We start from the raw sequence: 25,436 nt of genomic DNA, 5'->3' as shown, positions 1-25,436 counted from the left end.
ACGTTCGGCCGTTCAGATCAGCGGGAAGAATGTGGAGATGAACTTCATGGCGGGAACGTATAGCGCGGCGGAGCGCGGAATCAAGACACGGACAAGCGGATGGGCGAGGCCTTCACCGCAGGCCCTGCTCGTCGATCAGGATGCGGTGGATCTCGATACGCTCCGGCAGCTCGATCAGGAACTCCGCGTCGCGCGCGAGATGATGGACCTTGGTCGGCTCGCCCTTGGTGAAAGCCGTCATGGCTGCGATGTCCGCCCAATAGGAAATGGTGGTGAACCACGTCTCCTCGTCGCGGTCCTCGCGCAATTGCTGCACGCCGAGCGCGGTCTTTCGCAGCGGCGGGATGCCCTCGGCCTGCAGATAGGCCTGGTAGGCGTCGGCGAGGTCGCGGCGGGTACGGCCGCGCCAGACGCGGGCGATGGTCGGCTTGGTCGGCATGGCAGGATTCTCCTCGCTGCCGAACGCCGTGCGGCGCATCTCGTTCCAGCGTCGCCATGTCACGGCCGCCGGCAGCCGCGGCTGGAACCTGGCGCTTGGTCGGCACTGGCGATTCATGGGCCGGATCTTGACCGGCGCCGCGGCAGCATTTCCACATCATTGATCTGAAACAATGATGGTCTTCGCCACAAATGCTAGGGCCAGTCGCAGGTCACGTGCGAGGCTCCCCAGGCCGGTCAAGACAATCTCCGCGCGTGATGAAATCCGAGGGCTCAATGGGACGACTGCTGAATATCGTAACGCCGCTGCACACTGCGACCAAGCGCGACTACATGGGCCGCATGAACGACGACAAGATCGGCTGCTCGCTGAAGGCGCGGGAGTACGAGGCAGATTACTGGGACGGCGATCGCCGTTTCGGTTATGGCGGCTACCGCTTCATCGAGGGGCGCTGGGCCCCCGTCGCCAAGGCGCTGATCGAGACCTATGGCCTGAAGGACGGGTCGAGCGTGCTCGACGTCGGCTGCGGCAAGGGTTTTCTGCTGTACGAGATGCAGAAGATCCTGCCGGGTCTGAAGGTCACCGGCTTCGACATTTCCAAGCATGGTCTTGCCAATGCACACGAGCAGGTGAAGCCGTATCTGTTCAACTATCGCGCCCAGGACGTCTATCCCTATGGCGACGACAGCTTCGACCTCGTCATCTCGCTCGGCACCCTGCACAATCTCAGGCTCTACGAGCTCGAGGCCGCGCTCAAGGAGATCGAGCGGGTCGGCAAGAACAAATACGTCATGGTCGAGGGCTACCGGAACGTCACCGAGCTGCACAACCTCGAATGCTGGGCGCTAACGGCAGAATCCATCCTGCACACCTCGGAATGGATCTGGCTCTACGGCAAGCTCGGCTACACCGGCGACTACGAATTCATCTATTTCGAGTGACCGGGCGCGCGATCCATGGACATCAAGACCGCGAAGGCCGCGATCCTCGTCGAATCCGGCAAGCCGCTGATCGTCGACGAGTTCAATCTGCCCGACAGGCTCGAGCATGGTCAGGTGCTCGCCCATGTGCACACGTCGAGCATTTGCGGCGCACAGATCAACGAGATCGACGCCGTCAAGGGCGTCGACAAGTTCCTGCCGCACCTGTTGGGGCACGAGGCGCTGGCGACCATCGTCGAAACCGGACCCGGCGTCGTCTCCTGCAAGCAGGGCGATACCGTCGTCATGCATTGGCGGCCGGGGAAGGGCATCCAGTCCAACACGCCGGTCTATTCCTGGCGCGGCAAGCGCCTCAATGCGGGCTGGGTCACCACCTTCAACGAATATGCCGTGGTGTCGGAAAATCGCGTCACGCCCGTTCCTGATACGATCGACCGCACCAGTGCGCCGCTGCTCGGCTGCGCGGTGACGACCGCGCTCGGCGTCGTCAACAACGATGCGCAGATCGCCATCGGCGAAGCCGTCGTCGTATTCGGTGTCGGCGGCGTCGGATTGAACATCGTGCAATTCGCCGCGATGGTCGGCGCATGGCCGGTCATTGCGATCGATCGCCTCGACAACAAGCTGGCCATGGCGAAGGATTTCGGCGCCACCCACATCGTCAATTCCGAGACCGTGAAGGATGTGGCCGCCGAGGTCCGGTCCGTCACGGGGGCCGACGGCCCCGACAAGGTCGTCGAGACCACCGGCGTCAAGAACCTGATCGAGCTCGCCTACGAGATCACGGCTAAGAAAGGCCGCTGCATCCTGGTCGGCGTGCCCCGCGCGAAGGCCGAGATCTATACCCTGCCGTTGCACTTCGAGAAGGTGCTGAAGGGCTCGGAAGGCGGGCAATGCCAGCCCGCGCGCGATATCCCGCGCCTGGTGCGACTCAGCGACGCCGGCAAGGTGAGCTACCGCGGCATCGTCACCCACGAGTTCGCGCTCGACGACATCAACGACGCCCTGGATCTGATGCGCAGCGGCACATCGGGACGGATTCTCCTGAACATCAGCTGAGCGCTGCGCTCGCCGCACACGCGCAGGTCACTAATCGATCTCCGCCTTGGTCTTCAGTCCGGGCAATACGGTGCGGACGTGCTCGGCCAGCGTCGTCGCCAGCAGCGAGGGCCTCGCCTCCGAGAATTCGAGCGCGATGCCGATGGTCGGAAGCAGGGGCAGTCCGGCCGAGACGACGTGTAGATCGAACGGGACGGCGGTTCGTGTCAGGACGCTGATCGCATGACCGGACCGCGCGATCGCGATCAGGCCGGCGAGGCTGTTGCTCGCGTAGGCGACCCTGTAGCGCCGATTGACCGCGTCCATCGCGGCGCAGGCGGCGCGGTAGTCCAGGCTCATCGGCGCCGCCAGCGCCAGCGGCAGCACATCCTGCGTCAGTATTTTCGGTTCGGCCTCGTTCGCGACCCAGACGAAGCGCTCCTCCCGGATCACCTCGCGCGCTCCGGCATCGGACAGCGAGACCAGCGCCATCTCGATCTGGCGCCGCGCCAGCATCGGGCGCAGCTCGGAGGTCGGTGCGCAGACCATGCGCAGCTCGACATTGGGATGCAGCGCGCAGAACCCCTTCAGCAGCGCCGGCAGGAAAGCGATCGAATAGTCCTCCGGGCAGCCGAGGCTCAGCGTCCCCTTGAGACTCTCGCCGCTCATGTCGGCGAGAATCTCGTCGTGCTGCGCCAGCAGCGTCTCGGCGTGGGCGAGCAGTTTCTCGCCGGCCGCGGTCAGCCTCATGCCGGATCCGCTGCGGTGAAACAGCGGCTGCGTGATCGTCTGTTCCAGCCGTTGCATCTGCATGCTGAGCGCGGACTGTGTCCGGCCAATCTGCAAGGCCGCCAGGCTGATCGAGCCGGTGCGGGCCACGACGACGAAATTCCTCAGAAGGTTGAGATCCAGCATCGACATCAAGAAGATTGATATCCAGATTGAATTATATCAATTAGCCTGAAGTCAAATTCTTGACTAGAGGTCGGACGTCCCCCAAGCGAGAGGTGGCTGTCATGACCTTGAATGCCGATCCCGATTTCTGGGCCTCCGCCAACACGCATCTGACCCGCTATGGGCCGAGTTTCGAACCCGTCATCATCGATCGTGCGGCCGGCAGTTTCGTCTACGACGCCGACGGGCGCGCCATCCTCGACTTCACCTCGGGTCAGATGAGCGCCGTGCTGGGGCACACGCATCCCGACATCGTCGCCACGGTCGCACGGCAAATGGGTGCGGTCGCTCATCTCTTCAGCGGCATGCTCTCGCGTCCGGTGGTGACGTTGGCCGAGCGTCTCGCTGCGCTTGCGCCCGGTCTCGACCGCGTGCAGCTGCTGACGACAGGCGCGGAAGCCAATGAAGCGGCGATCCGGATGGCCAAGCTCGTCACCGGCCGGCACGAAATCGTCGCCTTCGCGCAAAGCTGGCACGGCATGACCGGCGCGGCGGCGTCGGCGACCTACAGCGCGGGCCGGCGCGGTTATGGGCCGGCCGCGGTCGGATCGTTCGTCATTCCCGCGCCGAACGCCTATCGGCCGCGCTTCAGGAACGTTGACGGCAGCAACGACTGGCAGACCGAGCTGGACGATGCGTTCGCACTGATCGACAGCCAGTCGACCGGTAGTCTGGCGGCCTTCATCGCCGAGCCGATCCTCTCCAGCGGCGGCATTCTGGAACTGCCGCTCGGCTATCTCGCGGCCTTGAAGCAAAAATGCGAACAGCGCGGCATGCTGCTGATCCTCGACGAAGCTCAGACCGGAATCGGCCGCACCGGGCACATGTTTGCCTTCGAGCGTGACGGCGTGGTGCCTGATATTCTCACGCTGTCGAAGACGCTCGGCGCCGGTCTGCCGCTCGCCGCGGTCATGACGACAAAGGCCATCGAGCAGACCGCGTTCGAGCGCGGCTTCCTGTTCTACACCACGCATGTCTCCGATCCCTTGCCCGCCGCGATCGGCGTCACGGTGCTCGACGTTGTCGCGCGCGACGGGTTGGTGGCGCAGGCAACCGCCAGGGGCAACAGGCTCCGGGATGGATTGCTGTCGCTGCAGCAAAAGTTCGAATGCGTCGGTGACGTCAGGGGCCGCGGGCTTCTGCTTGGTCTTGAAATCGTCGTCGACCGGCAGTCCAAGACGCCGGGGTTTGAACTCGGCGCGCGGATCATGGAGGAGACCATGCGTCGCGGTCTCAGCATGAACATCGTCAAGTTGCCCAGCATGGGCGGCGTATTCCGCATCGCGCCGCCGCTCACGGTGTCCGAGGCCGAAATCGATCGCGGTCTCGAGATCATGTCGGAGGCGATCCAGGCTGCTGCGACGACGCACTGATCGGGAAAGGCCTTTTCCGGATGCAACTCGCCAGGACATATGGGCGTCCGACGCTGTTCTCCCGGCACGGCATGGTCGCCGCCGCGCATCCGCTCGCGGCACAGGCCGGTGCACGAATCCTGATGCAGGGCGGCAATGCGTTCGATGCGGCCGTCGCCACGGCGGCCGCCCTCAACGTGGTCGAGCCGTTCATGTCGGGGCTTGCCGGGTTTGGACTGGCCACGATCTGGGTGGCGATCGAGCAGCGCATTCGCGTGCTCGACTTCGCTCCGCCGGTGCCCGCAAGCTTCCCGGTCGGCAGATACACCAGCAGATTCGAGCTCGAGCGCGGTGCGCAGGCGGCCTCGACGCCCGGCAATCTCGCGGGCTGGTGCGAGCTGCTCTCGCGCTATGGACGCAAATCGCTTCCAGACGTCTTTGCGCCGGCGATCACGCTGGCGCAGGGCGGCTTTGCGCTCTCGGACTTCGGTGTTGATGAGATCAACGAGCAGGTGCCGCTGCTCGAACCCTGGCCGGAGCTGCACGCCGCACTGGTCAGGAACTATCTCCCGGATGGAATGCCGGTGAAGCTCGGCAGCATCGTCGCGCAGCCTGATCTTGCGCAGACTCTTGCCGAGATCTCCGACTTGGGGCCCGAGCATCTGTATGGCGGCAAGCTCGGCCGGCGGATCGTGGACTATCTCGCCACGCTCGGCGGCAGCCTGACGCTGGACGATGTCATCGCCGTCAAGCCGCATTGGTTCGATCCCCTGACCGTGTCCTATCGGGGGCTCGAGCTTCACGTCCCGGCGCAGCAATGCGGCGGCTTCCAGTTCGCCCTGACCCTCAAGATCCTTGAAGGCTTTGACCTCGGGCGTCTGCCGAAGGACGGCGCCGATCATCTCGACACGGTCTATCGCGCGATCCGTCTCGCCGCCGGCGAGCGCATCGCCCATGGCAATCTGGGACCGGATCAAGCCGCTGGAGCAATGTCCGAGGCGACGATCGCGCGGCTTCGCCAGCGTGTGAGCGACGGCCGCCCGATCACGGGCCCGACAGAGCAATGGATGCCGCAGGATCGTGCCGATCCCGGCCACACCACCTCGTTCTCAATCGCCGACACCGAAGGCAATCTGGTCTGCATGACGCAAAGTCTCGGCAGCCCGTTCGGCAGCGGCGTCGTGGTGCCGGGGACTGGCGTTTGCCTCAACAATCATCTGCATTGGGCCGACGTGCAGCCGGGAAGCCCGAACCTCGCCAAGCCGGGCGATGCGTTGCCGGTGACGCTGGCACCGTCGATTGCGACGCGCGGCAGCCGCCCGGTGCTCGCGCTGGGGACGCCCGGCAGCTACGGCATCCCGCAAACCCAGGCCCAGGCTTATGTGCAGCACCTCGAGTTCGGCCTTCCGCTGCAGCAGGCGATCGAGGCGCCGCGTTCACGGCTGTGGGACGGCCGCTTCATTCAGGCGGAGAACCGCATCGCGCCGGAGACCATCGCCGAACTGAAGCGCCGCGGCCACGAGATCGAGATCTTGGACACCGAATGGACCATGCTCTGCGGCGGCATGCAGGCCGTCGCGCTCGATCCGGTAACCGGCGTGATGACGGGTGCCGCCGATCCGAGGCGGGACGGGTATGTCATCGCCTTGTGAGCGGTCTGCACATCGAGGCGAGCGCAGGCAGGCGCCGCCGATGTGCGCCGCGCCTGAATGGCTGGCCGCGTCGCGTTAACGAATCGTTCACCGCCCAAGACCATCCCAGCCCGGCCCAGCCGTAACCGCCGGTTAACCATGGATATTTACGGTGTAGCAAGCCTCAGAGCTATGACTGTCAGTTGATTTCGAGTCCAACCCATGGCGTTCGGTAGCCGCGCATCTCCGCGAAGCATCGCCCCGACGGAGCAAGCGGCTTCGTGGGAAGCGCCGCGCGCTGCGAAGGCGAAGCCTGACGGCGCCTCGCCGGGACTGACCAAGGGATCGCTGACCGTCTCCGGGACGCTGTCCTTTCTGCGCGAGAACGGCCGGCGCATCCTGACGCTGACGCTGGCGCTGTTCGCCCTCGGTGTCGTCGCCCTGATGGTGCTTCCGGTCCGCTATGCCGCGACGGCCTTGGTCGTGCTCGATCCGCGCGAGCTGCGCGTGACCTCGGAGCAGGACGTGCTGCCCGGCATCGGCCAGGATGCCGCGGCGCTGCAGAGCCAGATCGAGATCGCCAAATCCGACGGCTTCCTCCGCCCCCTGATCGAGCAGCTCAAGATCGCGGACGACGACGACATCGCGGGCGGTTATACCGACATGACGCGCCTGCTCGAAAGATTCCGCAACCGCCTCGAGATCACCCGGCGCGGGCTGACCTACGTCATCGCGATTTCCTTCACCTCCAACCGGCCGGATCGCGCCGCCTACTACGCCAATGCCATCGCCGAGGCCTTCGTCGCCAGCCAGGGCCGCGTCCGCACCGAGGCGACGGACGAGGCGGCCGGCTGGCTCCAGGACCGGCTGAAAACGCTGAGCGAGCGCCTGCGCGCATCGGAAGACGCCGTCGCCGCCTTCCGGCTCGAGCACAACATCGTCAATGCCGGCAAGGAATCCACCACGCAGCAATTGCGGGTGACCGACCTGACCCAGCAGGTCTCCGCCGCCCGCGCCCGCACCGAGGAGGCCAAGGCGCGCTACGAGCAGGTGCAGCGCGACGTCAAGGCCAATGTCGAAGGGCCGGTGAAGCAGGATCTCCTCAGCATGCTGCGCGCGCAGCGCTCGGCGCTGAACGACCAGATCGCGCAGAAGAAGGCGGTTTATGGCGACCGCCATCCCGACCTTGCGATCTCCTACAGCCAGCTGGCGGACATCAACCGGCAGATCGAGATCGAGCGGAAGAAGAACATCGATACGGCCAAGTCCGAATATGAGGCTCAGCTGGAGCAGCAGAACGCGCTGGAAAAGCAGCTCAAGGCGGTCGAGACCAAGATGCTGCGCGACGGCCAGGCGCTGGTGAAGCTGCAGGAGCTGCAGCGCGACGCCGATGCCAACCGCAACATCTACGAGCAGTTCCTGTCGCGGTTCAAGACCACCAATGAGCAGCGTCAGCTGCAGGCGTCCCAGACCAAGATCGCATCCGTTGCCATTCCGCCGTTGCGCTCGACGCGTCCGCCGCTCGCCTTGCTGCTCGCGGCGCTGGCGATCGGCTCGCTGCTGACGTCGACCGCCGCCGTTGCGGTGACGACCAGCCTGTCCGCCGACAAGCCCGAATCCGTTGAGGCGCCTGTCTCACGTGAAGCGGAGGAGACGCCCAACCGGCAAGTTTCCCCTCCTGCCGCCGCCGCGCGCCCAGCCGAGGCGATGCCCCGCCTTCCTGTCTGGGCTCGCATCCCCGAGCTGGCGCCAGGAGGCGGGATCAACACGGTCTGGCAAAGACCGGTCAGCGCGTCGGCCGAGCTCGATCTCGGCCCCCACTTACGGCCGCTGCTCGAACGCATCGACCGCGTGCCGGTGCGCGGCTGCAAGGTCGCGCTGGTCTTGTCGGTCGGTAAGAGCGCCGGCGGCAACACGGTGGCGCGCTCCCTCAATCGCGCCGCCGTCAACCGCGGCATGATGAGCGTGCTGATCCGGCTCCAGCCGGAATTTGCAGGCTCCCAGCCGCCGGTGACCGAATGGCAGGACGGCTCGACCACGGCGGGACTTCAGTCGATCGACGAGTTGCTGAGTGCCGGCCGCAAGCCCGATGCTCGGCCCGAGGACGATATCCGCTCGGAGTTCGACCTGATCGTCGTCCACGCCGGTAATCTCGCCTTGCAGCCCGACGCCATTGCGCTCGCCGCGCATGCCGACCTGATCGTCCTGGTGGCGCGCGCCGGCGAGCTCGACTCGTCCGCGATGCGCAGGGTGACCGCGGCGCTGGCGAGATACGCGGCGGTGCCGACCGGCCTCGTCGTCAATCACGTGCCCGCCGATTCGATGGCGCCTCAGCCCGACGGTGGCGCTTTGGGCCTTGCGGTGTGACGATGACAGTCTTGCGCCGCCGTCTGCTGGCTGCGGCGATGCTGTTGTCGATCGCGGTCGGCCGTCCGGTATTCGCCGAGGATTGCGTGCCACTGCCGTCGACGGTTTCGCCCGGGCGGCTGGCCGCCCTCTCGCGCGGCTTCAACGCCGACGGTTGGATCAACGGTGCGCCACCGAGCCGCGCGCTGCTGCAGCAGCTGCGCAAGGCGGGCATGAGCCATGTCCGCCTGCCGGTGCCGGCGGAACGCGTGATGCCGCGCTTTGCCGCAAAGGACGAGCGCCAGGCGACGCTGCGCGTGCTCGACAGCGCGCTGAAGCAGCTGACCTCGCTCGGCTATTCCAGCTCCGTCGACCTTCATCCGGGCGAGCGCTTCAATCGCCTGCACAAGGATGATCCGGATGCGGCGATGGGCGAGATGCAGGAGGCCTGGCGCGCGCTTGCAGGGGTCATTCGATCCTATCCTGCCGATCTAGTCTTCGCCGAGCTGCTCAACGAGCCCGATATCGAAGCGGACAGATGGCAAAGAGAGGTCGAGGCGCTCGCCGCCTTCGTTCGCCGGTTGCTGCCCGCAACCACCCTCATCGTCGGCCCTGTCAACTGGCAGCGCGCGGACTCGCTGCCGCGGTTTCGCCCCCTGGCGGACCCTGACGTCATCTACGCCATCCATTTCTACGATCCGATGGTGTTCACCCACCAGGGCCACTGGGACGCGCGCGATCCGCTGCACGACATCATGGATCTGCCTTATCCGATCAATGCCGGCGATCCCAAGGTTCAGGCGCTTCGGCAGGATTTGCAGGCTAGGGCCGCTGTCAAGGCGCTCGCCATGCTCGATACCGCGATTGCCGCCACCAAGGAGAAGCCGGGAGCCGATCGCTGGCTCGCGCCCGCGCTCGCATGGCAGCAGCAATTTTCGCGGCCGATCGTCGTCAATGAGTTCGGCGTGTTGAAAGCCGGCGCCCCCCGGCAGAGCCGGTTGCGCTGGCTGGCGGAGGTCACTGCCTATGCTCGCGCGCATTGCTGGGGCTGGGCGCATTGGGAACTGGAGCAAGGCTTTGGCCTCGTCGATGCCGCAACCGGCAAGCCCGATCCCGACGTGATGCGGGCGCTGCTCGGCGCGCCCGGCCGGCCTGAACGGGCTCCCGCTGTGCGCCGCGATCGTTAACGGATCCTTACCCCTCGCGCGGCTATCGTGTCCGGCGCGATGGCAAAGGACGATTGATGAGCGCCGGGTACTCACCGCAAGGCCAGAGCGTGCAGGCCGCGCCGTCGCCTCCGGCCTGGCGCGAGCTGGCCGCGACCTTCTGCATCGCCATCGCGACGATCAGCTCTGCGCCGGTTCTGCATCTCGCCAATCCCGCGCTGGCCATCATCATCGAGGTCCTGATCGGTATCGCCATCGTCGTTGCGGTCCCGACCTGGGCCCCGGCGGTCGCGATCTTCGTCCTGTTCTTCCAGAACCTGTTCGTCTCCATCCTGTCGCCGCTGGTCCCGCTCCCCTCCGATCTCGATTTCATCAAGGGCTACAATTTCCTGATTTGCTCCGTGATGTGGCTGGCGACGTTTGCGCTCTACGTGCTGGGCCAGAGGAGTCAGTCGAGGGAAATCAATCAGATCATGCGCTGGGGCGTCGTCACCCTCGCCGTCGTCTCGCTCTATTTCGCGATCGGCTTCGTTCAGGACGGACAGCCGGCGGCGGTCTATTTGCGCAACATCGTTCTGCCGCTGTTTCTGTTTCAGCTGTCGCTCCTGACCGCGGCAACCTTTGAGGTGCGCATCACGCCGTTCCTGGTCGCGCTAGCGGTCATCCTCATGCTGTGCGGCTATGTCGAGCTCGTCTTGCGCGATGTCTGGCTGGCCGTCACCAACGGCCATACGTTCTGGGGCTTCGACGAGCTCAAGGCGACCCATTCCGGCGTCTGGGAAACCCAGATGCGGCAGACCGGCAACGTGCCCGTCACACTCAAGGATCGTTTCAGCTTCGATTTCCTGAACACGCCCTTGCTCGAAGGCTTCGGCCTGTCGAAGATGCTGCGCATTCACGGCCCGAACATGCACCCGATCAGCTTCGCCTACGGGATCGGCTTTCTCGCCCTGTTCCTGTTCTCGGTCGGACGCCCGCTGCTCGCCCTGGCAGCCCTGCCGCTGCTGGTCTTCTGCAGCGTGAAGGGAGCGCTCATCACCGTCATCTTCGTGGCTGCGGGCTGGATCGGGACCCGCCTCATCGGTGCCGTAGCGACATTGTTGCTGGGGTTCGCCGGCATGATCGCCTTTGCGATCCTGGCGATCCGCATCGGCCTGCAGATCGGCGACTATCACGTCATCGGCCTGATGGGCGGCCTCGACGGATTCGTGCAGAGACCTTACGGCCGGGGCCTCGGCATCGGCGGCAATTTGTCGGATAGCTATTTTTCGATCGATTGGAGCGCCGCGCAGGCGGCCGGCACGATCGACGGCGCGGTCGAAAGCGCGATCGGCGTCCTCTTGTACCAGATGGGCATTGCGGCCTTCGTGCCGCTGGCCTTCTATTTCGCGATGGCGCTCAAGGCCTGGCGCCTGTACGCGTCGTCGGGATATCTGACGCAGGGCCTCGCCAGCTTCGGAATCCTGGTCGTTCTGCTCAACGGATTATTTCAGGAAGAGGCCCTGTTCGCGCCGCTCGCGCTGGGCCTGATGCTCTCGCTCGCCGGTCTCGTCATCGGCAGCCATGCGAGGGTGCAGAGCGTTGCAAACGAGCATGCCGAGCCCGCTCGGCTCACCGGCTACCAGCCGGCTGCGTGAGCTGCCGACCTGCCGACGGTCCCAGTACTCGGGACCGTGCCCATCCAGGAACTTCCGGTTTTTCCCGGCGTTGAACACGACCCGCACAAGCGGCCGACGCACGCGATGAAGAATTTTTCCAACGCCGAATTTTCTCCCGAGGTGATCGAGATCATGACGACCGCGCTGGAAGCTGCGGTTGCGACCCTGCCGGATCCTGTGCATTCCTCGCATGTCAACGCGCTCGCCGAATCCATCCTGCGCACCGCCGGCGCTGGCGAGCGGGACGTCTCCAACCTGCAAAGGATGGCCTTGATGGAGCTGCAACTGGCGCCGCGCAAATGACGAGGCGGACATGAAGACATTGCTTGCCGCAATCATCGCGCTCTGTGCGACATCCTCGATCGCCTCGGCAAGCGGCTGGAGGACTTACCGCATCCCGGAATCCGGAACGTCGGTCGACATTCCCGCCGCGATCTTCACCGAACCGGCCGGCAAGCCTGACGGATATGGGCAGCATTTCCGCAGCTCCGACGGCAATGCCGACTTCACCGTTCAGGCCGTCGAGAACCGGCAAGGTCTGTCGCCGGCCGAATTCCTCGCCAGCAAGAATCCGCCGACGGGGATCATCTACAAACGGATCAGCTCGAACTTCTTCGTGGTCTCGAGCATCAAGCGCGACAAGATCTGGTACAACCGCTGCAATTTCGCGCGCGGCTACGTGCACTGCGTTCTGATCAATTATCCGGCCGCCCAGAAGCGGCGATGGGATGCCGTCGTCACCCGGATCAGCCACAGCCTGCGTGGTGGCTGAGCCGGCTCGCAAGACGGAAAGTCGCAAACGGAAAAGCTGCCCGGGCCAAGCCGGGCAGCAGGTGGTGAGGAATAGAGCCGCGCGATTCTAGCGCGCCGTCGTCGTCGTCCTCGACATTGTCGGCTTCGAGCCCGGCACATGCGACATCGTCTTGGTGGTCGAGCCGACCTGCTCGCCGGCCTTGACCTTGGTGCGGGTGTGCGAGCGGCTGAACGTGCCGCCATCATGGGCTTGCGCGCGGGCGTTGGAGTTCAGTACCGGACCGTTGCCCTTGTTCATGCTGACGCCGGTCTTGGTCTTGCCGTCGACGGTAGCGGCGCTTCCGCCGGCCGCGATCGAAGAGCCGGTGCGGCCCGTCGCCGAGGTGGACGTTCCGCCGGTGCCGACGGTGGAGGCGGAGGTGCCGCCTGCTGCAGCCGAGCCGCCGCTGCCGCCGGTGATGCTGGTCTGCGCCAGCAATGGTGAAGTGGCGGCAAGCAGAAGCGCGACCGCCGAGGTCGTAACGAGCGTTCTCATGATTCAATCCTTTCTGTACCCTAAGGCGACGAGGTCGAGATTGTGCAGCCGTTGACGGTGATGGTGCTGGCGCTGGTGGAGCCGGGCCCACCCGCCGTCGACGAGGAGCTCGAGACGTGGCCGCCGCCCGCTTGCACATTGACCGACGATCCGCCGGCAGAGCTCGAGCTCGACAGCGAGCCGCTCGATGCGGTCGAGCCCGTCGTGCCTGAACCCGATGCGCCCGCGGCCGTGATGCTGCCGTCCGCATGCTTCACCACCGTCACCTTGCACGTCTCGCCCGACGCCGTCTTGCCGGTCTTTTCCATGGTAGCCGCCTGAGCTGCGCTAAACGTCAGTGCCAACGCTGCGATCGCAATGATTGATCTGTTCATGCGAGTTCTCCTCCAACAAAGACGAAGGAGCGGCATCGCTGCCGCTCCTGGTCAAGGCACTAGTTCCTGTCCTTCTTCCACTCGTCCTTGTTATGGCCCTTGCCCTTTTCGAGGCCCATGTCGCTGGCGTGGCTACCGGACTTGCCGTCGCCCATGCCGGGCGATTTCGACGAACCGGACTGGCCAACGGTCGAGCCGCCCGCAGCCGAGCCGCCAGTGCCGACGCTGGATGAGCTCTTGCCATCGCCCGCCGATGAACCACCGGTGCCGAGCGTCGAGGCCGAGCCGCTGCCCGAGCCACTGCCGGCCGCCGATCCGCCGGTGCCGACGGTCGAAGAGCTGGTGCCGCCGCCGGCCGAAGAGCCGCCGGTGCCGAGTGTCGAAGCAGAGCCTGACCCGCTGCCGCCAGCCGAAGAGCCACCGGTGCCCACCGTCGAAGAGCTGGTGCCGCCGCCGGCCGATGAACCGCCGGTGCCGACCGTCGAGCTCGATTGCGCAACGGCGAGCGCCGTGCCGGCCAGCAGCGCGGCCGCAGCCGCAGAGAGCTTCAGGATCCTCATGTGCATTTCCTCCAGGTTTCCAAAAATCAAATCGCCAATCAGGCCCGGGATAAATTGGCAATCGCGGAAACGTTCCTTGTGTCGGACACGTTGACGCTTCGATTCAGCCTGAGACAGTTCCGCGACGCGAAGCGCACAGCTTTTATTCATTCAGCGTTCATCTGGTGCTGCGGCCATGGAGTCGCGTTCGCTACGATCGCCGGCTCTCAGAATGCTCCGGCCGTCACCTGACGCGTGGAGAGGCGAGAGGAAGCCGCGCGGCCATTCCGATTCGAATGCAGACCGGCTGCGCGCGCCGTGTCGCGCCGAGATGCCGCGACGTCCGGCGTTCGCGTTTCAAGCATCGTCAATGCGCCGCTCGTACCGCGATCAGGCGCGTCGGCGGCGAGCAGGGGAGTGGAGACGGTGGCGGCGATCCGAGTGGATGTGTCGAAGATGATTTTTTCAGGCAGCGCCCGTGCGGAGTGGATGCGAATGGTGGCCCGAGCGGCCTCCGGGCCGGCAGCACGCTCCGCGGGCTCCGGCAGAGAGCGATCCAGCAACAAGAGCAGCGCCACGACGAAACTGCTTGCAAACACGAAATATCGAACGATCGGCATCAGGCGCTACCCCAAACGAGCTGTCGAAAGAATGCACGGGCGGGCCGCCTCGACGACCCGCCGTGCGGCGGTTTAGTCAATCTCCTGGACGACCATGCGGCTGCCGGGATCGACCAACATCACGCGGTTGCCCGAGTAGACGTAGCGGTACTTGGTGAGCGAGGGACCCCAGTCACTCGGCACGGCTGCGAGCTCGACGTCGCTCGGCACGGGCGAACCGACGACGATCTTTTCGCGCGTTTCGACCGGACGGATCTTGCGCTCGGTGACGTAGGACCGGATCTTGGTGCGGTACTCCGGTTCGATCTGCACGGCCGCGCCGTGCCCGGCTCCGGTCGTGGTGGTGACGGTGGTTTGTGCCATCGCGCCCGTCGACACGAGCAGAGCGGCGGCCGAAATCAACATGAGCTTCTTCATTGCGTTCTCCCTCGCCGCTGCATGCGGCGCTGCAATGAACTCGCCATCAGCTGCGCCGTTCCGGCAAAACCCGGAACGTTTGCCGTTTTTTCCCGTTCTCTCACCGGGAGCACTCAACTGGAGGAGAGGAAAATGCCTGTGTTGATTCTTTGGGCGGTGCCCGCGCTCATCGTCCTGGGCGGCGGCATCTATCTCATCGGCTACCTGCAATGAATGTGAAGGTTCCGGTTTCCGGACAAAGGAAGAAACCGGACCCCACATCCGCTCGCGCGCGTCGAGGCCGGTGCTCCGGCCGCGCCGTCGCCATCGGCTTCCGATCATCGCATTGTCACGCTCCGGTCATCTCCGCTGCATCGTCCGTTGCTCTTGTCCCGCGCGCCAGAGCCTGCTTCGTCCGGTGACGTCGGAACGGAGCTCTGGATCGTCGTTTGGCGTTTTCGCGATGCGATCCCGACGCCGCTTCGCTCGAAAACGCTCTGGGGAGAGCTGACATGCAACTGATCAGGACGTTTTCAGCGGACCGCCGCGCGATGCTCAAGGGCCTCGCGGCAGCAGCCGTGGCGCCGCTTGCGGGGCCGGCCTTTGCCGCCGAGGGACTTCCGCCGCAGCCGACCGGCTCAGTGGCTGCCATCGCCACCGACAAGTCCTATTGGGCGGCCGTGAAAGGGCTCTATGCCGTGACGCCGGACATCGTCAATTTCGAGAACGGCTATTGGGGCATCATGGCCGAGCCCGTGCGGCGCGAGTTCATCCGCCAGTCCGACATGGTCAATTATCAGAACACCTATTACGCGCGGCTGCGTGCGGGTGCGGATTTCGAGGCGGTGCGCACCAAGGTGGCGGAGGCGGTCGGCGCGCTTCCAGCTGAGATCGCGCTCACCCGCGGCGCCACCGAAGCGCTCCAGCTCCTCATCGGCGGCTACAACAGGCTGAAGCCGGGCGACAGCGTGCTCTATGCCGATCTCGATTATGATTCGATGCAATATGCGATGAACGCGCTGAAGGCGCGCCGTGGCGTCGAAGTGGTCAAGTTCGACGTGCCGGAGCCCGCCACCCGCCAGGCTGTGCTCGACGCCTATGCCCGCGCCATCGAGGCGAACCCGAAGACGAGGCTTTTGCTCCTGACCCATGTCAGCCACCGCACCGGCTTCGTCATGCCGGTCGCCGAGATCGCCCGCATGGCCAAGGCCAAAGGCATCGACACGATCGTCGATGCCGCCCATTCCTGGGGGCAGCTCGATTTCCGGGTGAGCGAGCTCGAGGCCGATTTCGTCGGCTTCAATCTGCACAAATGGATCGGCGCGCCGCTCGGCGTCGGCTTCCTCTACATCAAGAAGGATCGCCTCGCCGCCATCGACCGCAACATGTGCGACGAGGATTTTCCGGAAAGCGATATCCGCTCGCGGGTGCATACCGGCACGGTCAATTTCGCCACGATGCTGACGGTGCCCACGGCGCTGGCGCTGCATCAAGAGATCGGCGCGGCGGCGAAGCAAGCGCGCCTGCGCCACTTGCGCGATTATTGGGTGAGCCGCGTCCGCGGCTTCAAGGACATCGAGATCCTGACGCCGGATGAGGCCGGCTCATATGGCGCGATCACGTCGTTCCGCCTCGCCGGCAAGACCGGCAAGACCGACAACGAGGCCATCGTTGCGAAGCTTCGGGACAGCTACCGGATCATGACGGTGCGCCGCGCCGGCGTCGCCAAAGGCCAGTGCATCCGCGTGACTCCGGCGCTCTTCACCGACGAGGCCGATCTCGACCGCCTCGTCGAGGCGCTGGCCGTCATCACGGGGACGAAGACGGGGTGAGCGTCGCGGAAGCGGCGTCGTCGGGCGTCAACTGCGGCTGGAGGGCTGGATGAGGTCCCAACGGTTGCCGCACAGATCCTCGAAAACCGCGACGACGCCATAGGCCTCGTGCCGCGGCGGCCGGACGAAACGCACGCCGGCGGCAACCATGCGCGCATGATCGCGCTCGAAATCATCCGTTTCCAGGAAGAGGAAAACGCGCCCGCCGGTCTGGTCGCCGATGCGCGCCGTCTGCGCCGGCCCGTCTGCTCGCGCCAGGAGCAGGCCAGAACCAGGATTGCCCCGCGGCCGCACCACCACCCAGCGCTTGCCGCCGCCGAGCGGCGTGTCCTCGCAAAGCTCGAAATCCAGAGCGCGCGTGAAGAAGGCGATCGCTTCATCATAGTCGGCGACCACGAGACTGACGAGTGACAGACGCTGATTCATCGCGCGACCCGGCGAATGGCGGCAAGCTCGCTGTGGAGGAGACAGGATAGCATAACACTGTCCAGCTCGCGTGATCCTGCCGCCGGTCCCAAGAGCTAGCACGGACACACGAAGATCGTCGAGCAATTGTTCGCTCGGCCAGAGCCCGCACGTTCATCTGCCGACGCTGACCCACTCCTGGACCTTCTTCCGCCATTCCTCATCGAATCGTAAGGTGAGTTGGTTGGCAGCGTCCGGTGAGAGAAGTTGGTCAACCGCGGACATTTGTATCTCGCCAACGTCAGGTACGTCGATGTATCCGAGGCTGGCCAACCGTTGGCCAAAAGGCGGATGTGTCGAATCGGGATCGTGCTGGCGGCTCAGACTGGCGACGGCGGCGGTCATGAATCCGGGCGCTCTTATAGCTGGAATCTGATCTAAGATTCGCGCGAATGGCGGCGATGGCGCCTTGATTGCGCCGAGCACCTCCTTCTGCAGGGGAGCGAAGACGAGATCGGCCAGACGTGCTCCACAAACCTCCATCATCACCAGCGCGCGTGCCATCTCCTCGCGTCCAACCTGCTCGGCCGCTTCCAGATCGGCGGCAAGCTCGTTCTCCCGTGACAATGCCTTGTATTCCTTCTCCAGCCTTTCGAGCAGGGAATGGAGTAGGATGCGAGCAATGTATCCGGTAATCGTGTGCTCCGGATCGGCGTAGAAGAAAACGTTCTCCGCGGCCGCCATGAAATCGGCGAGGTTGGTGCCTCCCGAAGTGTGCCGAAGCCGGGCGTGCGCCACTTCATGAGCGATAACGGCACGAACCGATCGCTGGTCCAGGATCATCAACAATGGCAGACCAATGGTCATCGTGACATGCTGCCCGAACACGCCCGCATACCGGCTTTCTTCCGAGATCGAAGCGTTGAAATCGGTGTCGACCAGCAGAGTGCGGTTCGATCTGACAAAACTGCGATCGAGCTCCCTCCATGCGGCCCAAAGCCCCGGGGCGGTCTGTTCGTCGGCTTCGAAACCGCCATGCTTGCGCGAAGGCAGGAACAGGAGCCCAATTGCGAGTGCTATGGTGGCCATGGAGCTTGTGAACACAATCGGTGCCGTGGCCAGCGCCGCAATCGTGTAGCGGTCCATGATCATCAGCCAGATGGCGAGAATCGTGCATGCCAGCGCGACGACGGGAAGCACCGCATAGCGACCAAGGCGCAAGACGATTTGCAGAATAAGGCGTTTCATCCGCGTTTCGGCCGCGGAGAGCCTCAGATCACGCCTTGCCACATGAGCTGTTGCTCTGATGCAAGCTGGCGACGTCGGCACGACCCTGGCTTTCCGTGACCTGAACCAACGTGATCGCACCGGGCGTGATGATTCCCACCTGTGGCTGGGCGGAGAGGTAGGTGGTGCTGCCGGCGCGCAGATCGAGGCTCACTTTCTCGCTTCCCTGCCCGAACAGGTTGGTACTCAGTGGAAGATTGTTGACCGCAACCTCGTGGCGGCCCGGAGGCAGCTCGCAGGCGACGAACCCTGCAGCCTGGCTGCCTCCAACGACGTTTCCATCGACCGCATAATTTGGCTGGATCGCAAAACCAAGGGCGGACGAGCGATAGATGACAAGCCGCGCAGTGTTGGCCTTGACGTTCTCTGTCAGCGCCGAGCTGCCCATCGGCCCTGACGCACACCCCGCTAGCAAGAATGCTGCAACGAAAATTCCTGGACGCAAGCCCATTCAACCCCCGATCAGTCCAACAATGCCCCGGGGGATCATTGGCGTCGGTGGTGCATGAAGTCAATCACGACTTGCGGTCGTGTCACGCCTTTCAGGTCACCGCCACCCCAGCGCCGGCGCGACATGCATCAGGATCGCCTCGATCGCATGCGCGCAATAATCCACGCCGAGCTGGTTCGGGATCGTCAGCAGCAGCGTATCGGCTTCGGTGATCGCCTCGTCCTGGCGCAGCTGTTCGATCAGCACGTCGGGCTCGGCCGCATAACTCCGCCCGAAGATCGCGCGCGTGCGCGGGTCGATGAAGCCGATCTGGTCTTCGCTGCCGCGCTCGCCGCCGAAATAGGCGCGGTCGCGCTCGTCCATCAGCGCGAAGATGCTGCGGCTGACGGAGACGCGGGGCTCGCGGCTGTGGCCGGCTTCCTTCCACGCCGCGCGATAGGCGCGAATTTGTGCCGCCTGCTGCACGTGAAAGGCCTCGCCGGTCTCGTCGTTCTTCAGCGTCGAGCTCTGCAGGTTCATGCCGAGCTGCGCCGCCCACACCGCGGTGGCGTTCGAGCCGGCGCCCCACCAGATCCGCTCGCGCAGGCCCGGCGCATGCGGCTCCAGGCGCAACAGCCCGGGAGGATTGGGAAACATCGGCTGCGGGTTGGGCTCGGCAAAACCTTCGCCGCGCAGGAGATCGAGGAAGACCTCCGCATGGCGCCGCCCCATGTCGGCATCGCTCTGGCCCTCGGCCGGACGATAGCCGAAATAACGCCAGCCGTCGATCACCTGCTCTGGCGAGCCGCGGCTGATGCCGAGCTGCAGCCGTCCGCCGGCGATGAGATCGGCGCTGCCGGCGTCCTCCACCGTGTAGAGCGGGTTCTCGTAGCGCATGTCGATCACGGCCGTGCCGATCTCGATTCGGCTGGTCTTGGCGCCGACGGCCGCGAGCAGCGGAAACGGCGAGGCCAGCTGCCGCGCGAAATGATGCACGCGGAAATAGGCGCCGTCGGCCCCGAGCTGTTCGGCCGCGACCGCCAGCTCGATCGATTGCAGCAGCGTATCCGCCGCCGAGCGCGTCCGGGATTGCGGCGAGGGCGTCCAGTGCCCGAAGGAGAGAAATCCGATCTTCTTCATGCGGGCAACATATGGCTGATCGGAAGAGTTTGCGAGACGTTCCTGGAGGCGGCCTCAGATTTCGCAGCCGGTCAAGTTCAAAGCCTTGAGCAGGCCGCCGAACGCCTTGAGGCGACACTGCTCGGTCTCGTTGGCCGCCTTTTCGCGCTGAACAGTGGCGGCTCGTTTGACGACAAATGCCTTTGGCTTCGGCTTGGGAGGTTCAGCGGTCGCGATCCGTTTCGGTTTGCTTCGCGGACGGACGATCGGCGTCGGCGCGAATGAACGGACATGCACGTCCTGCGGAGCAACCGGGTTATCCATCGAAGCGGTCTGTGTCGGCATCGCGCGGCTCTCAGCGGCAACCTCGAGGCGATCGGCCTTCGCCAGCGCATCGTGCGAAGCGGGGATGCTTGCGTTCTGCTCGGCAGGCGGCTGGACCGTGGCGGCGATGCGACGCGGTGGAGCGCTCAGCTCCATGGCCGACAGCATTCCCACACTCAACAGGATGAGGAGGCCCAACAACGCCATTCTCAGCATAACGCGCCTCTGACCCAGGTTAGCGCCGCTGAAAATTCTGCGCGTCAATGAGGCAACTTTGCCGGCGGCCGCCGCCCAACGGCAATCATTTGTCGATAGGGTTAATTCGGTGCCGCATCTTGCCAACGCAGACCGGCTTTGGTCGCGCAAGATGGTCTGTTCGGCCGTGGCTATCGACGTGAAGTGACGACTTGAATTGCTCTTTGTCCTCGGGGCAGAGCCAGGAGGAAGGACCGAACTACTGCACCTCGGCGATCTTCGGTCCGGGTGATGGCACCTGTGCGCTCGTTGCCGACGGCCGGTTCGACGGCGAGGCCGGGTCCGGAGATCGGGATGCGGCATCGGGCGGCGTACCCTGGGACGGTCGACGGGCCGCATTCGTCGGAAGCACGATCACCTTCGCGCCGACTTTCACCCGCTCATAGAGGTCGACGACGTCCTCGTTGGTCAGGCGGATGCAGCCGGACGACACCCGCTTGCCGATCGTCTCGGGCTTGTTGGTGCCGTGAATGCGATATTCGGTGTCGCCGAGATACATCGCCCGGGCGCCGAGCGGATTGCCGGGACCGCCCGCCATGAACCGCGGCAGATAAGGCTGACGCGAGACCATCTCCGCAGGCGGGCGCCAATCCGGCCATTCTGCCTTGCGCGCCACGGTTTGCTCACCGGACCACGCAAAACCTTCGCGGCCCACACCGATGCCGTAGCGCATCGCCTGCGTGTCGCTCAGGACGAGATAGAGGAACGTGTTGTTGGTATCGATGATCACGGTGCCCGGCGTCTGGCGGCTGGCATAGTCGACCACCTGCCGGACCAAGGCTCCGGGAATTTCGGCGTCGGCTTTGGGCGGTTCGACCAGCGGCGCCGGAGTAGGAACCGGGGGCGGCGCGGGCGCTGCTGCGTGAACCTGCGGTGCCACGTAGACCGGCGTTGACGATGCCATGGCCTGGGGCGCGGACGGCTTCCGCACCGGTTGCACGTTTCCCGGGCGAGCCAGCAGGCCATACCCCAATGCTGCGATGGCCACGGCGCCAATTCCGACTCTCGCTGCCATCGGCAGTGCGATCGTCTCGACCTTCCGGCGTTTGGCCCGCTTGCTCATGTCTTCTCCCAGGTCGCCACGCCCAGGAGGAGTACCCAGCAAGATTTAAGAAACTTCGAAGCGATTTCGCTAGGACCGGAACCGTCGACCATGGTTAACGCCGGCTGAGCCCGCGGCGGCCGCGCGGGAGACCGTCGAGCGAAGCGGCGTCATTCGTCCTCTTGCTTTGGCAGCTTCTGCTTGGTCAGCTACACAAACCAATCATGCACTGGATGATGCTCAACGCCCCTCGCGTGATCAACGGCGCTTTGCTCCGCGTGCGAATGGCCAATCAGGTCTGCATCTGGGATCAGCGACAGTTCGGGATGTCCGGCGCGGTGCGGGCCGTGTTCTGCCGTGTCGGTGCCATAGCCACTCTCGCGATGATCCGAACCCTTGGCCGATGGCATATCGTTCCTGAAATGAAAGGAATCTCCGGCCCCGGGCGCGGCAGCCGCTTGTGCTGCACCGGCGCCGTGGTTCGCCGGGTCGTGGCCGTCAGCCTTTTGGCCCGGCTCTGCATGCGGATTTTGAGAAGCGTTTGGATGCGCCTGGTGCAAGTCACGCTGCGATTGGCCGGAATTGGCATGGCTTGCGGGTCCGTCATCGTCGGCAAGCTGCTTGGCAGCTGCGGAACCGGGTTCCGAAGCGTGATCCGATTGTCCATGATGGGGGTCGTGCCCGGTCGAGCCCTGCTTGTCCTGATGCTTTCCGGCCGCTGCACCGTTTTCCGAACCATGCAAATCACGCTGCGATTGTCCACGAGCGGAATCGCCCTCCGGCGGGCCGAGCTCGGCATGCTTGTTGCCGGCTGCTGCATCCTTCTCCGAAGCGTGCGATCTTCCCTGGCTTGATGCGTGGTCGGGTGGCCCGTGCTCGGTCTCCGGCTTGCCGGCTGCTGCGCCGTCTTCCGAAGCGTGCAAATCGCGCTGCGCTTGTCCATGATCGCGTGCGTCGATCGCCGCTGCCTGTGTCGTGCCGCGTTCGGCATTCCTCGCGCCCGTTGCGGCCGCCTGTTCCAAGCCGCCATGATCACTCAGAGCGTCGATGGCGCCGGATCCGATATGAGGGTTGCCGTTGTCGCCGAAGCCGTCCTCGCGCGCGGCCGCATCGATGATCTGAACCTCGTCGGCTCTGGCCATGGCGTCGCCTCGGGCAGCTTCCAACGCGAATGATTCATGGTGTGTGTCGGGATCGAACCAGGGCAGCTTGTCGAAGCCGTCGAGATCGGGCCTGCCGGGACTACCGAGGGCGACCAACTCGCGGGGGGCGTTCGCGTCAGCCCACGCAAAGACATCGCTCGGTCTTTCCCAAGCAGTGAACGCCTGGGCGTGACTGCTCAGGAGCGAGACTCCGACTGCCGTCATCATGAACGTGCCGGCGCTGCTCAAGCCCGGCCTTGCAGGGTTGAGTGGCGGCACTGTGATCGTGCTGCCAGCAATATCGGCTCGGGATTCGATGAGCTTGGCGGCCCGCGTCGGCATGTCCGTCGGGGAGTTCTCGATACGGACGGCTCTGGCCATCTTGCCCGGAGCAGGGGCCGTTTTTGCGGAGGTGATCTTGATCGTCACGACCGCGCCGGTGCCATCTGCGGTCATGACCGTGACGTTATCGGCACCCGCATGATCGGCCGCGGCCGCGTTCGCGGATTGAAGGTCGTCGAGCACGGCCCAGATCAGAGCTGCAAGCGCGCCGACCCCGCCGTAAAGCCGCGACAGGGCGAACCTTGCGAGCTCCGTTCGGTTTTTGATGCCAAGCTGCGCAGATATCTGTTCGATTCGCGCCTCAACTCTGGCTGGGGCGACCTTGATCTGGCGCGCAATCTCCTTGTTCGACATGCCGCTGGCGGCCAGGCGGATAATCTTGTGCTCCTGGTCCGTCAGTGCTGCCAGGCTATTTTCGCCAAAGGCGCGACTGCCGGTCTTGCGGTCCGCAGCCGGCGCCACCAGCCGCAGCGACTGCAACAGGTTTTCGGGCTCCTCGCGCATCGGTATGGCGGTGCAGGCACCCGCTGCGACGGCCGCAGCGAGATCGCCGCGTGCGATCGATGCGGTGTAGAAGACCAGCCGTGTGCGAAGGCTTTCGGCGTTGACGGCGGCCAGCATGGCTGCGGCCGTCAGATCGGGAAATCCATCCTCGACAAGCGCGACGTCCGGCGCCAACGTCCGGACGGCTTCGAGGCAATCGGCTCCATTGATGCAGGACGCAACGATCTCGAAGTCACGTTCGGTCGCAAATAGCGTGGCAAAACCCTGCAAGACGATCGGACGGCGATCTGCGATCACGAGTCGGATACGACGCATCTGGTTTGGCTCGCCCGGCTTTCCCGTCTTGATTGGCCCAGCAAAGGCGGCCCGGCTTCAGCCGCGTCACCTTCGAGAGCAGCGCGGCAACGCGCGACACCCTCGTTGGTTCCACGAGGTGTGAAGCCCGTGCGTGGGGTTGTTTTCGACTTTTTGTTGCGGGGGTGCAAAGATATCGGTCCGAACCCGATCTGGTACGGCGCTCGCATTTTCATCCAATCATTTTCCGGAGGCGCGTCATGCAGGTTTACAACGTCGTCAAGTTCAAGGTGAAGCCGGGCCAGGAAGGCGCCTTTCTCGATGCGCACCGAGACGGCAAGGCCAAATGGCCGGGACTGGAGCACGGCGTCATCATCAGGACCGGCGATCAGACCTTCTGCCTCATCGGCACGTGGTCCAGCCAGGACGCGCTGGTCGCGGCCCGCTCGGCGATGATCAAGACCCTCGACAGTTTCAGGCCGGTGCTCGAGGACCAGGGCAACGGACGCGGCGTGACGGACGCGGTGTCGGGCGAGGTCGTGCTCGCGCTGTAGCGCGGGCAGCGCCGCGACGTCATCACCCGCAGGGGTCCTTGGTCGTGAACCGCTGCGTCTTGACGCCGGGGCCACCGGCTCGTCGGAACATGACGCAGGGTTGAGGCGTGTCGTCAGCTATTTGCCGGCTGCCGTTGTCCGCCATTGGCCGTCAGGCGTTACTTTCCCCTGTCAAAGATGGAATGAGCGTCGATATTGGGATGGGCTCTGGCCGGTCATTGACCGGAAGACGCGGGCAAAATGCGCGGGACTGAGAAAACCGACGCGTAGCGCCATCTGCGCGACCGAAAGCTTGCTGCTCGCCAGCAGTTGTTTTGCCATTGCGACTCGCCGCGCATGGACGAATGCCAGCGGCGTCTGCCCCGTCGCTGCCCTGAATGCGCGATGGAAATGGCCTTCCGAGAGCTGCGCAAGATCAGCGAGATCGGCAATCCGAATTGTCGCGCTTAAATGCGCGTCGATGAATTCGGTGACGCGCCGTAACCTCCACGCCGGCAGCTTGATCGATGTATCCTTCGCTCTTGCACCACCGTATCGGCGTGCAAGGTATACAACGAGAGCAAGGCTCATCGTGTCGCAATAGATCGCGTCGAGACCTCCCTCCAGCGCGTCAACTCGTTCGAACTCCGCGAGCATGTTCCAGACAAAGCTGTCTTCCGAGCCCGACAGGGGGCCCAGTCCTTCGATCGATGCGCCGGCGATTGCTGAAATCCTGGCGGGGTCGAGGGCGATCGCTGCCCATCGCCAACCCACATTGTGAAGCCGAAGCCGTCGCTCGCAGCCAGCCGGGAGAAATGAAACGGTCGACGGCAGATCGGGCCCGTCATAGCGATGCCCGCCATCGGCCGAGATTTCATGTCGCTCGGCGCCGCCGGACAGGGTCGCCATGATGAGGTGATTTGGCGACAGGATGCGTCCTTCGACGATGGAGGTCATCGGCCGGTACGCCGTTTCGAATGCGCCGTTCGCCCATTGGGTGCGCCGCCAGCCATCCGGCCGGGAGCTCAAGCGATCGATTGTCGACGCATTCTCAATGACACGGTGCATCGCGACCTCCTGCGAAGCGATGTCGCCTGAATACACATTCAAGCTTGGAACCGCAATTCCTTGCAGGCCGGAAAGGGAGCATCGTCGCGTCAGGATCCGAGTGATTTGGTCAGAATC

The 25,436-nt window shown here is 64.7% G+C and carries 26 protein-coding genes; 12 read left to right on the top strand and 14 right to left on the bottom strand.

Annotated features, from left to right (window positions below; genetic code table 11):
- Positions 1–112: 112 nt before the first annotated feature.
- Complete coding sequence (locus I6F28_RS19925) at positions 113–439, bottom strand: hypothetical protein (RefSeq protein WP_036014049.1); 327 nt, start codon at positions 437–439, stop codon at positions 113–115.
- 275 nt (positions 440–714) lie between these two features.
- Here I6F28_RS19925 and I6F28_RS19920 point away from each other — a divergent pair, with 275 nt between their 5' ends.
- Both I6F28_RS19920 and I6F28_RS19915 read left to right on the top strand, forming a co-directional pair.
- Positions 715–1,380 carry a class I SAM-dependent methyltransferase gene (locus I6F28_RS19920; RefSeq protein WP_036014038.1) on the top strand — a complete coding sequence of 222 codons (666 nt, stop codon included), beginning with the start codon at positions 715–717 and terminating at the stop codon, positions 1,378–1,380.
- Between the two features lie 15 nt (positions 1,381–1,395).
- The gene (locus I6F28_RS19915) at positions 1,396–2,439 is read left to right on the top strand and encodes a zinc-binding dehydrogenase (RefSeq protein ID WP_225140595.1); all 1,044 of its coding nucleotides are present in this window, start codon (positions 1,396–1,398) and stop codon (positions 2,437–2,439) included.
- Between the two features lie 30 nt (positions 2,440–2,469).
- Here the strand turns inward: I6F28_RS19915 and I6F28_RS19910 are convergent, their stop codons facing one another.
- Positions 2,470–3,333 carry a LysR family transcriptional regulator gene (locus I6F28_RS19910; RefSeq protein ID WP_225140655.1) on the bottom strand — a complete coding sequence of 288 codons (864 nt, stop codon included), beginning with the start codon at positions 3,331–3,333 and terminating at the stop codon, positions 2,470–2,472.
- Positions 3,334–3,434: 101 nt separating this feature from the next.
- On the opposite strand from I6F28_RS19910, the gene I6F28_RS19905 reads away from it, so the two are divergent.
- From I6F28_RS19905 to I6F28_RS19875, 7 genes are all read left to right on the top strand, one after another.
- On the top strand, positions 3,435–4,745 hold the full coding sequence (locus I6F28_RS19905) for an aspartate aminotransferase family protein (RefSeq protein WP_225140594.1): 1,311 nt from the start codon (positions 3,435–3,437) through the stop codon (positions 4,743–4,745).
- Between the two features lie 20 nt (positions 4,746–4,765).
- Positions 4,766–6,376, top strand: a complete 1,611-nt coding sequence (locus I6F28_RS19900; RefSeq protein WP_225140593.1) for a gamma-glutamyltransferase family protein — start codon at positions 4,766–4,768, stop codon at positions 6,374–6,376.
- 201 nt (positions 6,377–6,577) lie between these two features.
- Positions 6,578–8,722 carry a GumC family protein gene (locus I6F28_RS19895; RefSeq protein ID WP_225140592.1) on the top strand — a complete coding sequence of 715 codons (2,145 nt, stop codon included), beginning with the start codon at positions 6,578–6,580 and terminating at the stop codon, positions 8,720–8,722.
- A 2-nt stretch (positions 8,723–8,724) separates the two neighbouring features.
- Entirely contained in the window at positions 8,725–9,888 is a 1,164-nt protein-coding gene (locus tag I6F28_RS19890; RefSeq protein ID WP_225140591.1) for a glycoside hydrolase family 5 protein, read from the top strand.
- A 56-nt stretch (positions 9,889–9,944) separates the two neighbouring features.
- A complete protein-coding gene (locus tag I6F28_RS19885; RefSeq protein WP_225140589.1) occupies positions 9,945–11,504 on the top strand; it encodes a hypothetical protein in 1,560 nt (519 codons plus the stop codon).
- A gap of 105 nt (positions 11,505–11,609) precedes the next feature.
- Positions 11,610–11,828, top strand: a complete 219-nt coding sequence (locus I6F28_RS19880; RefSeq protein ID WP_036026528.1) for a hypothetical protein — start codon at positions 11,610–11,612, stop codon at positions 11,826–11,828.
- Positions 11,829–11,838: 10 nt separating this feature from the next.
- Positions 11,839–12,297, top strand: coding sequence for a hypothetical protein (locus tag I6F28_RS19875; RefSeq protein WP_225114321.1), 459 nt, complete (start codon positions 11,839–11,841; stop codon positions 12,295–12,297).
- 87 nt (positions 12,298–12,384) lie between these two features.
- Here I6F28_RS19875 and I6F28_RS19870 read toward each other — a convergent pair whose 3' ends face one another.
- On the bottom strand, positions 12,385–12,813 hold the full coding sequence (locus I6F28_RS19870) for a hypothetical protein (RefSeq protein ID WP_036026530.1): 429 nt from the start codon (positions 12,811–12,813) through the stop codon (positions 12,385–12,387).
- A gap of 42 nt (positions 12,814–12,855) precedes the next feature.
- Here I6F28_RS19870 and I6F28_RS19865 point away from each other — a divergent pair, with 42 nt between their 5' ends.
- Positions 12,856–13,134, top strand: coding sequence for a hypothetical protein (locus I6F28_RS19865; RefSeq protein WP_192893365.1), 279 nt, complete (start codon positions 12,856–12,858; stop codon positions 13,132–13,134).
- A gap of 112 nt (positions 13,135–13,246) precedes the next feature.
- Here the strand turns inward: I6F28_RS19865 and I6F28_RS19860 are convergent, their stop codons facing one another.
- The 3 genes from I6F28_RS19860 to I6F28_RS19850 form a co-directional block, all read right to left on the bottom strand.
- A complete protein-coding gene (locus I6F28_RS19860) occupies positions 13,247–13,747 on the bottom strand; it encodes a hypothetical protein (protein ID WP_225140587.1) in 501 nt (166 codons plus the stop codon).
- A gap of 206 nt (positions 13,748–13,953) precedes the next feature.
- On the bottom strand, positions 13,954–14,346 hold the full coding sequence (locus I6F28_RS19855) for a hypothetical protein (protein WP_225140585.1): 393 nt from the start codon (positions 14,344–14,346) through the stop codon (positions 13,954–13,956).
- A 72-nt stretch (positions 14,347–14,418) separates the two neighbouring features.
- The gene (locus tag I6F28_RS19850; protein WP_036026829.1) at positions 14,419–14,763 is read right to left on the bottom strand and encodes a DUF1236 domain-containing protein; all 345 of its coding nucleotides are present in this window, start codon (positions 14,761–14,763) and stop codon (positions 14,419–14,421) included.
- A gap of 491 nt (positions 14,764–15,254) precedes the next feature.
- On the opposite strand from I6F28_RS19850, the gene I6F28_RS19845 reads away from it, so the two are divergent.
- Positions 15,255–16,574 (top strand): aminotransferase class V-fold PLP-dependent enzyme, encoded by a 1,320-nt coding sequence (locus I6F28_RS19845; RefSeq protein ID WP_225140583.1) that lies wholly within the window; start codon positions 15,255–15,257, stop codon positions 16,572–16,574.
- A 27-nt stretch (positions 16,575–16,601) separates the two neighbouring features.
- On the opposite strand, the gene I6F28_RS19840 is transcribed toward I6F28_RS19845, so the two are convergent.
- The 7 genes from I6F28_RS19840 to I6F28_RS19810 all read right to left on the bottom strand — a co-directional run bounded on the left by I6F28_RS19840 (position 16,602) and on the right by I6F28_RS19810 (position 23,739).
- On the bottom strand, positions 16,602–17,000 hold the full coding sequence (locus tag I6F28_RS19840; protein WP_225126981.1) for a VOC family protein: 399 nt from the start codon (positions 16,998–17,000) through the stop codon (positions 16,602–16,604).
- Between the two features lie 153 nt (positions 17,001–17,153).
- Positions 17,154–18,227 carry a M48 family metallopeptidase gene (locus I6F28_RS19835; RefSeq protein WP_050995992.1) on the bottom strand — a complete coding sequence of 358 codons (1,074 nt, stop codon included), beginning with the start codon at positions 18,225–18,227 and terminating at the stop codon, positions 17,154–17,156.
- 28 nt (positions 18,228–18,255) lie between these two features.
- On the bottom strand, positions 18,256–18,654 hold the full coding sequence (locus tag I6F28_RS19830; RefSeq protein ID WP_225114314.1) for a DUF2846 domain-containing protein: 399 nt from the start codon (positions 18,652–18,654) through the stop codon (positions 18,256–18,258).
- Positions 18,655–18,813: 159 nt separating this feature from the next.
- Complete coding sequence (locus I6F28_RS19825) at positions 18,814–19,836, bottom strand: LLM class flavin-dependent oxidoreductase (protein WP_225140581.1); 1,023 nt, start codon at positions 19,834–19,836, stop codon at positions 18,814–18,816.
- Positions 19,837–19,890: 54 nt separating this feature from the next.
- Positions 19,891–20,307 (bottom strand): hypothetical protein, encoded by a 417-nt coding sequence (locus I6F28_RS19820; RefSeq protein ID WP_225140580.1) that lies wholly within the window; start codon positions 20,305–20,307, stop codon positions 19,891–19,893.
- 286 nt (positions 20,308–20,593) lie between these two features.
- Positions 20,594–21,457 (bottom strand): L,D-transpeptidase, encoded by an 864-nt coding sequence (locus I6F28_RS19815; protein WP_225140578.1) that lies wholly within the window; start codon positions 21,455–21,457, stop codon positions 20,594–20,596.
- A 188-nt stretch (positions 21,458–21,645) separates the two neighbouring features.
- Positions 21,646–23,739: a LuxR C-terminal-related transcriptional regulator gene (locus tag I6F28_RS19810; RefSeq protein ID WP_225140576.1), complete on the bottom strand. Its 2,094-nt coding sequence runs from the start codon at positions 23,737–23,739 to the stop codon at positions 21,646–21,648.
- A gap of 239 nt (positions 23,740–23,978) precedes the next feature.
- Here I6F28_RS19810 and I6F28_RS19805 point away from each other — a divergent pair, with 239 nt between their 5' ends.
- Positions 23,979–24,272, top strand: a complete 294-nt coding sequence (locus I6F28_RS19805; protein WP_036014479.1) for an NIPSNAP family protein — start codon at positions 23,979–23,981, stop codon at positions 24,270–24,272.
- A gap of 171 nt (positions 24,273–24,443) precedes the next feature.
- Here the strand turns inward: I6F28_RS19805 and I6F28_RS19800 are convergent, their stop codons facing one another.
- Positions 24,444–25,319: an AraC family transcriptional regulator gene (locus I6F28_RS19800; protein ID WP_225140575.1), complete on the bottom strand. Its 876-nt coding sequence runs from the start codon at positions 25,317–25,319 to the stop codon at positions 24,444–24,446.
- Between the last annotated feature and the right edge of the window lie 117 nt (positions 25,320–25,436).

Origin of the sequence: Bradyrhizobium sp. NBAIM14 (assembly GCF_020193895.1) — a bacterium.
In the GTDB taxonomy this organism is placed as follows: domain Bacteria; phylum Pseudomonadota; class Alphaproteobacteria; order Rhizobiales; family Xanthobacteraceae; genus Bradyrhizobium; species Bradyrhizobium yuanmingense.
The sequence above is the reverse complement of the archived record's forward strand: the minus strand, read 5'-3'. Positions and strand labels throughout refer to the sequence as shown.